A 15,099-nucleotide genomic window follows, 5' to 3' on the forward strand; every position below is an offset into this window, starting at 1 on the left:
ATTGTTAAAGTACTTTAAATATATTAAGCAAGTTTAATGAAGGGGATACCTTCACTAACTTGCTTTTTTTATATTGTGTAATTTAATTTTCTTATAAGTTACAAGATAAAGTGGAATATAAAATAGGAAGAACAATAAATAATAGCCTACTATTAAAATAGGAGTATAGGTATCACTATTAAATAGCAAAGATCCAAAAATATACTGAGACAAACTACATATAGCTGGTATGAGTATACATTGAACAAAATCGAGTTTGAATTTAAAGGATTTATTAATAACACTAAAGTTAAGTATAACTGCTAGTAATGAAGATAGGAAAAAGTTTATAGCATACCCCTGTATACCAAAGGATGGAATAGCAAGTAGTAGGTATATAATAATTAGGTCTGAAACTGAGGTTATTGTTGAATTAATAAATAAGCGCCCCTGTTTACCAAGTCCATTAAGTATTGAGAATGAAATGCTTTGTATATAAACAAGGGGGAGTGGTAGTGCTATTAGAGAGAGAATATATCCAATATAAGCATCTTTATAGAAAAACTCTCCAAGGCTAGCACCATGACTTAATATAAGTACAGTAGATGAAAATCCTACTACAGATGCTACTTTTATTGCTATATTAGTTTTATGGTTTATTATATAGTCCTTACCTGATGCGACTGCCTCTGAAATAGATGGAATTAGTACTGTACAAAGTGCATTTAAAATAACTGATGGATAAAAAATAATAGTAAGTGCCATACCTTCAAGTTTACCAAGAAGTGCAATTGCTTCATTATGGGTAAGACCTGATACTACTAATCTTTTAGGAATAAGTATTGTAAGTATCATAGAGAATATAGTAGATAAAATTCCGTTAAGTGCAAGTGGGATAGCAAGTCTTAAAACATTAGTCATTAATGTTTTAGAAGGTAGAGTTTTGCACATAGAGGGATGTCTTTTTTTATATCTTTTATATGATAATAAAAACAATATAAAACTAAACACTTCACCAAGGCTTATAACTAGCATTGCTGAAGCTGCATAGTATTCAACTGATAAATTAAGATTTTTAACAAAGGTCATTAAAGGAAAAATCATAGCTATTCTAAGTATTTTTTCAACTATGTCTATAATTGCAGGTTCAAGTATTCTTTGAAGTCCATAATATGTACCCTTAAAAACAGAGGATAGAGATATTATTATAATAGCTGGACAAAATGCTATAATTCCATAAAGAGTTCTAGGTTCAGATAATATGGTGCCAGATATAAATCTTGAAAGTAGGATTAAGAAAAATCCAACAATAAGTGACCATATAATTTCAAACATACACATTATACGTACAGTTTTATAAAGTTCATTAAGATTACCCTTAGCTTTTTTCTCAGCAGCTATTTTTGACATGGTAACCGTAATACCACCACCTGTTATACATAAAAACATTGCAAATACAGGTGTGATTAACTGATAAAGTCCCATACCTGATGGTCCCATTTGTCTAGAGAGAAAAATAGTATAAACAAATGTTAACGTTCCAGTAAGTATATTAGAAGCAGTTAAAACAATGGTTTTTTTGAAAAAAGATGCTCCTTCCATATAAGCCTCATTTAATTATTACTATGTCTAATAATATGCTGAAAAAAGGTCACTATGACTAATGATGAAGGAATGTTAATTATATTGACATAAAAATTGTTTTATACTAAAATGGTAGATAATGAAAATCTAAGATAAAAACTTTGATAGGGAGAAGTAGGATTATTAAGTTATTTCAGAGAGTGGGAGTTGCTGGAAACCCATATTACTTGTTATCTGAACTAGCCCTTGAGTTGCAGGCTGAACTAATAGTAAGCTGTGCCGGCATAGCCGTTATACGTTCAAGTTATAAATTTGGGTGGTACCGCGAGACTCTTCGCCCCATGTGGGGGATAGGAGTCTTTTTTTATTACAATTAATTCTTTAGAGGGAGTGAAATTTAATGTCATACTCAGTTGAAACAGATAAGAAATGGCAAAAGAAATGGGATGATACGAAGCTTTATGAGTTCGATAAATCAAAGGCAGATAAGAAGTTATACTGTTTAGAGATGTTCTCATATCCATCAGGTGCAAAGCTACATGCAGGTCACTGGTATAATTACGGACCAACAGATACATGGGCAAGATTTAAGAGAATGCAAGGATATAATGTATTCCAGCCAATGGGATTTGATGCATTTGGATTACCTGCTGAGAACTATGCAATTAAAACAGGAGTTCATCCACATGATTCTACAATGAAAAATATAGAAACTATGGAAAAGCAGCTTAGAGAAATGGGAGCTATGTTTAACTGGGAAAATGAACTAGTTACATGTCTACCAGAATACTACAAGTGGACTCAATGGATATTCCTAAAGTTCTATGAAGCTGGTCTTGCATACAGAAAGGAAGCTCCAGTTAATTGGTGCCCTAGTTGTGCAACTGTTCTTGCTAATGAGCAGGTACTAGACGGAGAATGTGAAAGATGTTCAAGTGCAGTTACAAAGAAGAACTTAACTCAATGGTTCTTTAACATAACTAAGTATGCTGATGAACTACTTGATATGATAGACGGACTTGATTGGCCAGAGAAGACTAAGAAGATCCAAAAGAACTGGATTGGAAGAAGTGAAGGTGCTGAAATCGAGTTTAAGGTAGAAAATACTGATATTAAGTTTAATGTATTTACTACTAGAGCAGATACTCTATATGGAGTTACATATGTGGTAGTTGCACCTGAGAGCCCAATTGTAGATATGATTACAACTGATGAGCAAAAGTTAGCTGTAGAAAACTACAAGGAAGAGGCTGCAAAGCAAACAGAAATCGAAAGAATGTCAACTTCAAAGGAAAAAACTGGAGTGTTTACAGGGGCATACGCTATTCACCCACTAACAGGTGAGAGAGTTCAGATATGGACTTCAGACTATGTACTTGCAACATACGGTACTGGATGCGTTATGGCAGTTCCTGCACATGATGAGAGAGACTTTGAATTTGCAACTAAATTTAACCTACCTATTAAGAGAGTTATAGAATCAGCTAAGGGTGAGGAAACAGAACTTCCATTTACTGAGTACGGAAAGCTTGTTAATAGTGATGAATTTAATGGAATAGACTCAGCTACAGCTAGAGTTGAAATAGTTAAAAAGGCAGAAAAAGAAGGAAGAGGAGAACTTAAGGTTAACTTTAGACTTCGTGACTGGTTAGTTTCAAGACAAAGATACTGGGGATGCCCAATTCCAATAATCCACTGTGATGATTGTGGAACTGTTCCAGTACCAGAGAGTAGTCTACCAGTTGAACTACCATACGATGTTGAGTTTACACCAGATGGTGAGTCACCACTTAAAAAGTGCGAGTCATTTGTTAATACAACTTGTCCTAAGTGTGGAAAGGCTGCTAAGAGAGAAGCGGATACACTGGATACATTTGTATGTTCATCATGGTACTTCCTAAGATACCCTGATAACAAGAACAGTGATAAGGCATTTGATACTGAGTGGATTAACAAGATGCTACCAGTAGATAAGTATGTAGGTGGACCAGAGCATGCTGCAATGCACCTTCTATATGCTAGATTCTTTACTAAGGCATTAAGAGACCTTGGATACTTAAACTTTGACGAGCCATTTAAGTCACTTGTTCACCAAGGAATTATCCTAGGACCAGACGGTAATAAAATGAGTAAGTCTAAGGGGAATGTTATTTCACCAGATGATTATGTAAGTGAACATGGTTCAGATGTATTCAGAATGTACCTAATGTTTGGATTCGGATACGCTGACGGTGGACCTTGGAATGTTGATGGAATTAAGGCTATGAGTAGATTCGCATCAAGAATTGAAAGAGCTGTTGAAAGATACCTTGAAATTAAGGGTGAAGAAGTTAAAACAACAATGGATAAGGAAGAAAAAGAACTTAACCTAGTTCTTCACACTGCTATTAAGGGAGTTATTGAAGATACTGAAAAGTTCCAATTTAACACTTCTATTGCTAGACTTATGGAGCTTGTAAATGGAATCTATAAATATGATTCAGATGCTGGGGTTAAGAATGCTAACTTCTTAGGAAGCGTTATAAGTGACCTTATTAAGCTACTTGCACCATTTGCACCACACCTTTCAGAGGAGCTATGGGAGAAGATTGGAAACGAATACTCAGTATTTAATCAATCTTTACCTGTATTTGATGAAAGTGCATTAGTACGTGATACTATAGAACTTGGAGTTCAAATTAACGGTAAGGTTAAGGGTAAGGTTGATGTTTCAAACTCTGCAACTGATGAAGAAATCAAAGAAATTACTCTAAATGACGAAAAAATTAAAGAAGTTATTGGAGACAAGGAAGTTAAGAAGGTTATTGTAATTAAGGGTAGACTTGTTAATATAGTTGTTAAGTAATTTCTATAATACAAATTAATATTTATTTGTAAATGATATGAGCTAATGCATTTTATGCATTAGCTCTTTTTTAATAGCTATATATTTTGAAATATTGTAAGTAAATTTAGGTTTTAATATTTATGACATATTTTTGAAATTAGTACCTGGATTTATAAGTTAAACTACTAATCACCAATAGATTTACTATTATAAATTTGATTTAATAGTAATATAACTAATATTATATTGAAATAGTTCTCAACTGTCTTTGATAATTGTTTTCATTGACAATAATTTTCATTGGAGATATAATTGTTTTTAGATAATAAGCGGTAATTAGGGATTTATCGAGGAGGACGGTATGATTTTAAAGGATTTAAAAATTGGACAAACTGCAGTAATTAAGGAGATTAACGTAGAAGGTCCTGTAAAAAGAAGAATAATGGATATGGGAATAACAAAGGGAGCTAGTATTTCACTTAGAAAGATAGCACCACTTGGAGATCCGATAGAAGTTACAGTGAGAGGATATGAACTATCACTTAGAAAAGCAGATGCAAAGTTTATTGTAGTAGAGTAATTTTTTTATTATGTAAATGCTAGATTGGTCTAGCAAAGAGGAGGGTATTATATGCTTAATATAGCACTGCTTGGAAACCCTAATAGTGGTAAGACAACAGTATTTAATGAATTAACAGGTAGTAATCAATATGTTGGTAACTGGCCAGGTGTAACAGTTGAAAAAAAGGTAGGAAAGATAAAGGGAAGTAATATTAGCGTTACTGACCTGCCAGGAATATATTCACTTTCACCTTATTCACTTGAAGAGGTTATTTCAAGGGATTATATAATTAATGATAAGCCAGATATTATACTTAATATTGTAGATGCTTCTAACATAGAGAGAAATCTATACTTAACACATCAGGTATTAGACCTTGAGGTGCCGGTGATTATAGCATTAAACATGATAGATGTAGTTGAAAAAAGAGGAGATACTATAGATATCGAAGAATTAAGTAAATCTTTAAATTGTCCAGTAATTCCGATTTCAGCACTTAAGGGAAATGGAATAAACGACCTTGTAAAATATATTAAGGGATACAAGGCATCTGAAATGGATAAGGCTAACAATATTTCATTTGATGAGAGAATCGAAGAAGGAATTGAAAGTGTAGAGTCAATTCTAGCATCAAATGGTTACACTAGTGAAACTAGATGGAATGCTATAAAACTTCTTGAGAGAGATGAAAAGGTTTTAGAGGAAGTCAAGTTAGCAAACGAAGAAAGTAAAAAGGTAGATGAAATAAGAGCATCTATTGAAAAAGAATTTAATGATGATTATGAGAGTATATCTATTTCAGGTAGATATGATTATGTTGAAAATCTAACTAAGAAGCATGTTACTAAAAAGAGCACCACAGGTGAAACTGTTAGTATGAAAATAGATAATATAATTACAAATAGAATATTAGCACTACCAATATTCTTCGGTATTATGTGGTTTGTATATTACATAAGTATACAAACTATTGGAGATATGACGATTGGTTTTGTAGAAACATTTATGGAAAACTATGTTGCGGCACCAATTGCAGGATTTATGGAAGGTGCAAGTGTTGCTCCATGGATTCAGTCATTAACTATTGATGGTATTGTAGGGGGAGTAGGAGCTGTACTAGGATTTGTTCCTCAAATTATGATACTATATCTATTTATAGGAATTCTAGAAGATTGTGGATATATGGCTAGAGTAGCATTTATTATGGACAGGATATTTAGAAAGTTTGGTCTTTCAGGTAAATCATTTATTCCTATGCTTATGGGGTCAGGTTGTTCAGTTCCAGGAATAATGGCAGCCCGTACAATAGAAAGCGATAGCGATAGAAAGATGACTATTATGCTTACTCCATTTATTCCTTGTGGTGCAAAACTACCGGTATTTGCACTTATGGTAGGAGCGTTTTTCCCAAATAACACATGGGTTGCACCATCAATGTATTTTGTAGGTATAGGTATGGTTATTATATCAGGTTTAATTCTTAAAAATACCCTATTTAAGGGTAAGGGAGCACCATTTGTTATGGAACTTCCAGACTATAAGGTGCCAAGACTTAAGGGAGTTATGGTTAGGGTACTAGAGAGAGGTAAGTCATTTATTATGAAGGCGGGAACAGTTATATTCTTCGCTTCAGGACTTATTTGGCTACTTCAAACATTTAACTTCTCATTTGAGATGGTTGATGCAAATCAAAGTATGTTAGCATCTATAGGAACATTTATAGCTCCTGTATTTGCACCACTAGGATTTGGTACATGGGAAGCATCAGTTGCAACTGTTACTGGATTCCTTGCTAAGGAAGTTGTTGTATCTACATTTGGAGTTTTATCAGGTGTTGGAGAGGTTGTAGAGTCAGACCCATCACTTGTTGGATATATAGGAACTATATTTACTCCTTTAAGTGCCTATGCATATATGGTATTTACTTTACTTGCAGCACCATGCTTTGCGGCTATTGGTGCTATGAGAAGAGAATTTGGTGGATTTAAGTGGACATTTATTGCAGTAGCTTACCAAACAGGACTTGCATGGATTGTTGCATTTTTAATTTATCAAATAGGTTCAGGTAACTTTATGAATGTTGTTTTTGGAGGAGTATTAATAGGGCTAATATTACTTGCTGGTATTAAATTCTTCAAGGGAACTAAGGATGCTGGATGCTCAAGTGGGTGCAGCGGATGTAATAGTAAATGTAGCTAATTAGTATATAAAGGGACTAATTTAGAAAGCTTTTTCTAAATTTAGTTCCTTTATTTTTATTTTAATTTATATAAATTTTTTATTGACAAGAAAAAAAACAAGTGTTAAGATTTAGAAAACATAGTTACAAAGAGAAATTTTGGAAAAGATATTGAAAGAAGGAGGAGAAAGCAATGGAAAACATTAAGAATATTTTAGGACAATTTTATTATGGATTTTATTTTAGCTGGGGCTTTTATTTTAGCGCTGGTTATCTGCTATTCAAAAAATTCTATAATAATCTTAATGAGTTTAAATTGTATAATACCTCTTTACCTAAGTGTACCTTTGCCTAGGTAGATAGATATCGAATTTTGTTATATAAGAGAACTCATATGAGTTCTCTTTTTTTATATAAAAAATTATTTTGGAGGGATAAAAATGATAGTAGTAATGAAAATGAATACACCAAAGGATGAAATATTAAGACTTAAGGAAAAATTAGAATCACCAAATTGTTCAGTTCAAATTATTGAGGGTATAACACAAACAATATTAGGTCTTGTTGGGGATACAAGTACAGTTGATGCTAGCTGCATTCAGCAAAATAAGGCAGTTGAAAAAATATTAAGAGTACAAGAACCATACAAAAGAGCTAACAGAGCATTCCACCCTGAAGATACGGTAATTAAGGTTAAGGATGCACAAATCGGAGGAGATAGATTTTGTTTAATGGCAGGTCCATGTTCAGTAGAATCTAAGGAGCAAATCGTAGAAATAGCTAAGAATGTTAAAGCATCAGGTGCTACAGTTCTTCGTGGAGGAGCATTTAAGCCTAGAACATCACCATACAGCTTCCAAGGTCTTGGAATGGAAGGACTTGATCTACTTAACATTGCAAAGAGTGAAACAGGACTTCCAATTATAACAGAGGTTATGAGCACATCTTATGTTGAAGCAGTTGCTGAAAATGCAGATATAATTCAAATCGGTGCAAGAAACATGCAAAACTTTGATCTTCTAAAAGAAGTAGGTAAAACAAGAAAGCCAGTTCTTTTAAAAAGAGGATTATCAGCAACTATTGAGGAGCTTTTAATGTCAGCAGAGTACATCATGTCAGAGGGAAATGAGCAGGTTATTCTTTGTGAAAGAGGAATAAGAACATTCGAAAACTTCACTAGAAATACACTTGATTTAAGTGCAATTCCAGCTATTAAGAAATTATCACATTTACCAGTAGTAGTAGATCCAAGCCATGCAGCGGGACTTAACTGGATGGTAGAACCACTAAGTAAGGCAGCAGTTGCAGTAGGTGCAGATGGACTTATTATAGAAGTGCATAACGACCCAGCTAATGCACTATGTGATGGAAAGCAGTCAATTAGACCAGAAGAATTTGATAAATTAGTAGAATCATTAAGAGTTATTGCTGAAATTAACGGTAAGAGAATATAGATAGTAGTAAGAATAAAAGCTGTGGTAGAGCGGTAGTATAGTAGGGGCAGCAGTATAGGGGGATATGAAATTGGATGAGAATAATTTTAATGTTTGTATTGTAGGACTAGGACTTATAGGAAGTTCATATGCAATGGCTTTAAAGGGTCTTAATGTAGGTAAGGTTATTGGAGTAGATATAAGTGAAGAAACTATTTCAAAGGCTATAAATAAGGGAATTATAGATGAGGGGTATTTAGATGCAGGGGATGCATTAAGTCAAAGTGATATAGTGATCCTTGCAATTTACCCACATTTAACTGAAAGTTTTGTAATAGATAATATGAATCACTTTAAAAAGGGAGCTATAATAACCGATAGTGCAGGAATAAAAGAGCAGATAATAAATAATATTACCCCCCATTTAAGAGATGATTTAGACTTTGTTGGAGGCCATCCAATGGCAGGCAAAGAGGGCTCTGGGATTGACCAGGGTAGCCATGAAATATTTATAGGTGCTAATTACTTAATAACACCTACTCCTAGAAATAGGGAGGAAAATATAATTATAGTTGAAGATATAGCTAGAAAAATTGGCTGTAAGAATATAGTTAGAATTTCCCCTAAAAAACATGATAGGATAATCGCTTATACAAGTCATCTTCCTCATATACTAGCAGTTGCCCTAGTTAATAGTGATCTTTTAGACCAGGATACATCATTATTTGTAGCTGGAAGCTTTAGGGATGCAACAAGGGTTGCAGATATAAACGCAGGGCTTTGGACTGAGCTTATTATGCAAAATAGGGATTATGTAGTAGAGCAGCTTGGAGTTTTTGAAGAAAATATAAAACAAATAAAAAATTCTATAGCGACAGGTAAAGAAGAAGATGTATACTTAAAATTAAGTGAAGCCTGCATTAAAAAAAGGGGGATTAAAATAAATGTATAAATTAGATGTTGTAGCAAAAAGTCATAGCTATCCTATATACATTGAAAAGGGAATATTTAATAGTGTAGCCTCCTACATTAAAAAGGCTACCAAGGGCAGAAAGATAGCGATTGTAACTGATGCTAACGTTAACAGTATTTACGGTGAAAAATTAGTTTCTCTACTTAAAGAAGAGAACTTTGATATAAAGAAGATAGTAGTAACACCAGGGGAGGGAAGTAAGTCATTTGAAACTTTTGAATATGTTTTAAATGAAATGCTTGATTTTTCAATGACGAGAAATGACTTAATTATAGCCTTTGGTGGAGGAGTAGTAGGGGATTTAACAGGATATGTAGCCTCTTCACTACTTCGAGGAGTAGATTTTTACCAGATACCAACAACTCTACTTTCACAGGTAGATAGTTCAGTTGGTGGTAAGGTTGCTATTAATACTAAGTATGGTAAGAATTTAGTTGGGGCATTTTATCAGCCAGTAGGGGTTTTAATTGACCCACTACTTCTAAATACACTTGATAAAAAGTATTTTGCTGATGGAATGGCTGAGGTTATTAAATACGGGTGTATTAAGGATGAGAAATTATTTTATGATCTATTAAATTATACAACTAAGGACTTGCTTGATAATATTGAGAAGGTTATTTATACCTGCTGCAATATAAAAAGAGAAGTAGTTGAAAAGGATGAGCTAGATAAGGGAGAGAGAATGCTTCTAAACTTTGGTCATACAATAGGTCATGCTATAGAAAAGTATTTTGAATACACGGGATATACACACGGCGAGGCTGTTGCTATTGGAATGAATATGATAACAACTGCATCAGAAAGCCTTAATGAAACAATCTCTGGTACAGCTGATTTAATAGAAACAATATTAAAGAAGTATTCGCTACCAACAGGTGTGGTTATGGAAGATAGGGATAGGGTTTTAAAAAGTATAGGACTAGATAAAAAGATGCTTTCAAGAAAGCTTAGAATTATATTATTAAAAGAAATTGGAGATTCTTATATTAAGGAATTAGATATAAGTGAAGTAGACAAATATATTATATAGTAGGAGGAAAATATGGATACAGTAAAAATTACCCCAAGGGTGCTTAGCGGAAGCGTAACAATACCGCCATCGAAGAGTCTTTCACATAGGGCGATTATATGTGCAGCACTCTCTGATGGTGAAAGTAGAGTTGATAACTTAATATTTTCAAAGGATATTATTGCAACATCTAAGGCTATGGAGAGTCTTAACGTTACTATGAAATTCAATGAGAATAATATAGAAATTAAGGGAAATGAATCTTTAAAGGTTGTAAATAATACTATTGACTGTATAGAGTCAGGTTCTACCCTAAGATTTATTATTCCAATTGCACTTCTTGCAGATGATAGTGTTACTTTTGTCGGGGAAGGAAGACTTACTACAAGACCTCTTACAACCTACTATAATATATTTGATAAAGAAGGAATTAAGTATAATACAAGGGAAGGTCTTCCTCTAACTGTTAATGGCTCTCTTAAGCCATCAACTTATTCTGTAGAGGGAAATATAAGTTCCCAGTTTATATCAGGACTTATGTTTGCACTTCCACTTTTAGATGGAGATTCTACAATTGAAATAATAGGAGAGCTTGAGTCAAAGGGATATGTTGATTTAACAATAGATGTTATGAAGCAGTACGGTGTTAATATTAAGAATAATAACTATGAAAGCTTTTATATTAAGGGAAATCAACAATATAAGGCTCAGAATTACAGGGTTGAAGGAGATTATTCACAGGTTGCATTTTTCATAGTAGCTGGGCTACTTGGAGGAGAGATTACTTGTCTTGATATGAAAAGAGACTCACTTCAAGGAGATAGAGAGATTATTGATATAGTAAGAAGTATGGGAGGAAATATTGAGGTGCTTGAGGATAGAATTATAGTACATCCATCAAAAACACATGGTGCAGTAATAGATGCATCACAGTGTCCAGATTTAGTACCTATACTTTCAACACTTGCAGCACTTAGTGAAGGTGAAACTAGAATAATCAATGCTGAAAGGGTTAGAATAAAGGAATCAGATAGACTAGAGGCTATGAGATGTGAACTTAATAAATTAGGTGCAAATATCGTAGAAACACCAGATGGTCTTATTATAAATGGAGTAGAGTCTTTAAATGGAGGAGTTGTTAGTGGATGGAACGACCATAGAATAGTTATGGCACTATCAATGGCTTCAATTAAAGCAAAGGGTGAAGTTATAATTGAAGGAAGTGAGGCTATTACTAAGTCATACCCTACTTTCTTTGAGGATTTTGTAAGCTTAGGAGGAGAAATAAGTGGGATCAGTATTAGGTAGAAATGTTAAGATATCAGTATTTGGAGAGTCACATGGTGCAGCTATAGGAGTTGTTATAGATTCTCTTCCAGCAGGATTTGAAATAGACCTTAATAGGGTTAATGAGGATATGGCAAGAAGAGCCCCTGGAAAGAGTAAGCTTACGACACAAAGACAGGAAAAGGATCTTTATGAGATAGTTAGTGGTTTTTTTGAAGGAAAAACCACAGGAACTCCTCTTTGTTCAATAATAAGAAACTCAGATACTAGAAGTAAGGATTATAGCTTACTTAAGGATGTTATAAGACCAGGTCACGCAGACTATACAGGTAAGATGAGATACAACAGGGCAAATGACTATAGAGGTGGAGGACATTTTTCAGGTAGACTTACAGCACCTATAGTATTTGCAGGAGCAGTTGCTAGGCAGATTCTTGAAACTAAGGGGATTTATATAGGAAGTCATATAGAGGCAATAGGCTCTAAAAGAGACGATAGATTTCATCCTCTTAATGTATCAAAGAGTGACTTTGATAAGTTAAGAGAGAGGGAATTACCTGTTTTAAATGAATCTGTTATAGAGGATATGAAGTCAGAGATTATGGAGGCTAGAAGTAGCACAGACTCTGTAGGGGGAGTTATTGAAACTGCTGTTACTGGAATTGAAGGTGGAATAGGAAGTCCTATTTTTGATTCAGTTGAAAGCATATTATCATGTGGATTATTCTCAATACCAGCTGTTAAGGGCTTAGAGTTTGGACAAGGCTTTGACTTTGCAAATATGAGAGGGTCACAGGCGAATGATGAATATTACATAGAAGATAATGTTATTAAAACATATACAAATAATAATGGTGGAATAATAGGTGGTATTACAAGTGGAGCTCCTATTATATTTAGGGTAGGCATTAAGCCAACACCTTCTATTTCAAGAATGCAAAAAAGTGTTAACCTAGAAACTATGGAAAACACTGAACTTGAAATAGTTGGGCGTCATGACCCTTGTATAATTCCAAGGGCAGTAGTTGTTGTTGAGGCAGTAACAGCACTATGCATACTTGACTTACTATCTATGGAAGGAGGGCTTTAATGTCTGACTTAAAACAATATAGAGATGAAATTGATAGAATAGATAATGCTATTTTAAAGCTATTCCAGGAAAGAATGGATATGGTTTTAAATGTTGCTGAATATAAAAGAAAAAATAACCTTGAGGTTCTTAATAGGAAAAGAGAAGAAGAGGTTATAGAAAATCACCTTAATAATTTAAGTGATTCTAAGTATAAGGTAGAGGTAGAAAAATTCTTAAAGTCTGTTATGGAAATAAGTAGACAGTGTCAAAGAAACTACCTTCTTAATGGAGGGGCATTTGAAGAGGAAAATACTTGCCCTGAAATAATTAATCTTACTAAGGATAGCGTTATAGGATTCCAAGGTGTTAATGGTTCATATAGTGAAGAGGCCCTACATGCATTCTTTAAGGAAGATGTTAAAACACGTGCATTAAATACATTTGATGATGTATTTAAAAGTTTAACAGATGGGGAAATAGATTATGGAGTAATACCAATAGAGAACTCATCAACAGGTGGGGTCCTTGAGGTTTATGATTTACTTAACAAACATGAGTTTAGCATTGTTGGTGAAATGTGTATAAGGATTAATCACTGTTTAATAGCAGAAGATGGTGCAGACTTTAATACTATTAAAGAGGTATATTCACATCAGCAGGCACTAGACCAATGTAGGGATTATATTAACTCAAAGGGATATAGAAAGGTTCCATATCTTAATACAGCTAAGAGTGTTGAGTTTATTAGGGAAGCAAATGATAAATCACTTGCTGCAATAGCTAGTAAAAGAGCCGCTAATATATATGGACTTAACATACTTGAGGAGAACATTAACACTAATAAAACCAACACTACAAGGTTTATTATTATATCTAAGAAAATGGCTGTTAATGAACAGTGTAATAAAATAAGTATAGTGTTCTCAATAGACCATAAAATAGGATGTTTATACAACGTTCTTAGATACTTCTCTGAAAATCAAGTTAATATGCTTAAAATAGAATCAAGACCTATGAAGGAAAGACCATGGGAATATATATTCTATATAGATTTTGAAGGTAATACAAGTGACCCTAAGGTAAAAATAGCCCTTGAAAATATTAAGGATAATACTAATTACTTTAGACTACTTGGTAACTACCCCAAAAGCCTAGAAAACTGTTAATAATAGCCCTAGATGATAGATTTCATCTAGGGCTATTATTATCTATAGAAAATAAGGATAATGGATTATATATACAAATTATTCATATATGTGTATAATTATTAAAGGGAATTTAAGATTTAATAGTAAAGGCGGGATATTATGCATATATATAGTGTAAGTGGAGTATGTGCTAGAAAAATAAGATTTAATTGTGAAGATAACAAGATAAAAGATATTAGCTTTGTAGGTGGATGTGATGGAAACCTAAGTGGAATATGTAAGCTTGTTGAGGGAATGGAAATAGATCAGGTTATAGAAAGATTAAAGGGAATTAGATGTAATAGTAAGTTTACATCATGTCCAGATCAGCTAGCTATGGCACTTGAAGATTATAAAACTAACCCAAATAGTGAAGTGTTTGAAATAGTAAAATAAAAAGGCTACATATTAGTAGCCTTTTTTATTATTCTCTTGAGTAGTCAGTAATAAGGCGTTTAACAACGTTTGTTATAACGTTGGCCTGTGCAGTTAGTGACATTACAATTAGGAATATAAGGACTCGTTCCTCATCACGGCCTTGAAGGTTGTTTTCCTTAAGTAAAGCATCTAATAGTTCATGGTTAAGCACTTCGTTTTTAGAAAAGTCCTTAAGAACCTCTGACTGGAATGATGTAAATGCCTTATATGCATTTTCCCACGTAATAATATCATCCTCAGGTGTATTTATATGATTAAATGCAAGTGAAAACACCTTTTTAATCTCCTCCTGTGTAAGTAGAGGTCTCATATAGCTTATAAGGATTAACTGTATAAGATGGGACTCTGAGTATCCACGTTTCTTACCGTTGGTAGGCTTAGATACAACCTCGCTTTTTACGTAGTTTTGGATTATATTAGTTGTATAATTTTCGTTTTCGATTTTATCATTTAAAAATGTGGTAACCTGTGATAAAAATAAATCATAGTTTGGTATATCATCATATGAGATAATACTAGATTCAGTCATCTCATTTATTATCTTACTTAAAGAATCAGTTGTAAAT

Annotated in this window: 12 protein-coding genes and 1 other annotated feature; of the genes, 10 read left to right on the plus strand and 2 right to left on the minus strand. The window is 33.4% G+C overall.

The annotated features are described in order from the left end of the window. Nucleotides 1-54: 54 nt before the first annotated feature. Nucleotides 55-1,581: a stage V sporulation protein B gene (spoVB, locus tag RR539_RS00360; RefSeq protein WP_332483449.1), complete on the minus strand. Its 1,527-nt coding sequence runs from the start codon at nt 1,579-1,581 to the stop codon at nt 55-57. Between the two features lie 134 nt (nt 1,582-1,715). Further along, nucleotides 1,716-1,908 (plus strand) — a binding site (T-box leader). 55 nt (nt 1,909-1,963) lie between these two features. On the opposite strand from spoVB, the gene leuS reads away from it, so the two are divergent. The 10 genes from leuS to RR539_RS00410 all read left to right on the plus strand — a co-directional run bounded on the left by leuS (nt 1,964) and on the right by RR539_RS00410 (nt 14,491). After that, nucleotides 1,964-4,408 carry a leucine--tRNA ligase gene (gene leuS / locus RR539_RS00365; protein ID WP_332473716.1) on the plus strand — a complete coding sequence of 815 codons (2,445 nt, stop codon included), beginning with the start codon at nt 1,964-1,966 and terminating at the stop codon, nt 4,406-4,408. A gap of 343 nt (nt 4,409-4,751) precedes the next feature. Next, nucleotides 4,752-4,970: a FeoA family protein gene (locus RR539_RS00370; protein WP_332473717.1), complete on the plus strand. Its 219-nt coding sequence runs from the start codon at nt 4,752-4,754 to the stop codon at nt 4,968-4,970. Nucleotides 4,971-5,021: 51 nt separating this feature from the next. Continuing rightward, nucleotides 5,022-7,151, plus strand: coding sequence for a ferrous iron transport protein B (gene feoB / locus RR539_RS00375; RefSeq protein WP_332473718.1), 2,130 nt, complete (start codon nt 5,022-5,024; stop codon nt 7,149-7,151). Nucleotides 7,152-7,571: 420 nt separating this feature from the next. Then, nucleotides 7,572-8,585 carry a 3-deoxy-7-phosphoheptulonate synthase gene (gene aroF, locus RR539_RS00380; RefSeq protein WP_332473870.1) on the plus strand — a complete coding sequence of 338 codons (1,014 nt, stop codon included), beginning with the start codon at nt 7,572-7,574 and terminating at the stop codon, nt 8,583-8,585. Nucleotides 8,586-8,655: 70 nt separating this feature from the next. Further along, nucleotides 8,656-9,516 carry a prephenate dehydrogenase gene (locus RR539_RS00385; protein ID WP_332473871.1) on the plus strand — a complete coding sequence of 287 codons (861 nt, stop codon included), beginning with the start codon at nt 8,656-8,658 and terminating at the stop codon, nt 9,514-9,516. Then, nucleotides 9,509-10,570 (plus strand): 3-dehydroquinate synthase, encoded by a 1,062-nt coding sequence (gene aroB, locus RR539_RS00390; protein ID WP_332473872.1) that lies wholly within the window; start codon nt 9,509-9,511, stop codon nt 10,568-10,570. Before RR539_RS00385 ends, aroB begins: the two co-directional genes overlap by 8 nt. 12 nt (nt 10,571-10,582) lie before the next feature. After that, a complete protein-coding gene (gene aroA / locus RR539_RS00395) occupies nt 10,583-11,857 on the plus strand; it encodes a 3-phosphoshikimate 1-carboxyvinyltransferase (protein WP_332473873.1) in 1,275 nt (424 codons plus the stop codon). Beyond that, entirely contained in the window at nt 11,838-12,926 is a 1,089-nt protein-coding gene (gene aroC, locus RR539_RS00400; RefSeq protein ID WP_332473874.1) for a chorismate synthase, read from the plus strand. The genes aroA and aroC overlap by 20 nt, the downstream gene beginning before the upstream one ends. Beyond that, nucleotides 12,926-14,074, plus strand: a complete 1,149-nt coding sequence (gene pheA, locus RR539_RS00405; RefSeq protein ID WP_332473875.1) for a prephenate dehydratase — start codon at nt 12,926-12,928, stop codon at nt 14,072-14,074. The genes aroC and pheA overlap by 1 nt, the downstream gene beginning before the upstream one ends. A 141-nt stretch (nt 14,075-14,215) precedes the next feature. Next, nucleotides 14,216-14,491, plus strand: a complete 276-nt coding sequence (locus RR539_RS00410) for a TIGR03905 family TSCPD domain-containing protein (protein ID WP_332500156.1) — start codon at nt 14,216-14,218, stop codon at nt 14,489-14,491. A gap of 28 nt (nt 14,492-14,519) precedes the next feature. Here RR539_RS00410 and RR539_RS00415 read toward each other — a convergent pair. Next, nucleotides 14,520-15,099: DUF1836 domain-containing protein (locus tag RR539_RS00415; RefSeq protein ID WP_332483450.1), on the minus strand; the 580-nt coding region annotated here is incomplete at its 5' end.

It is taken from the genome of Clostridium sp., from assembly GCF_036639235.1.
GTDB lineage: Bacteria > Bacillota > Clostridia > Clostridiales > Caloramatoraceae > Clostridium_AB.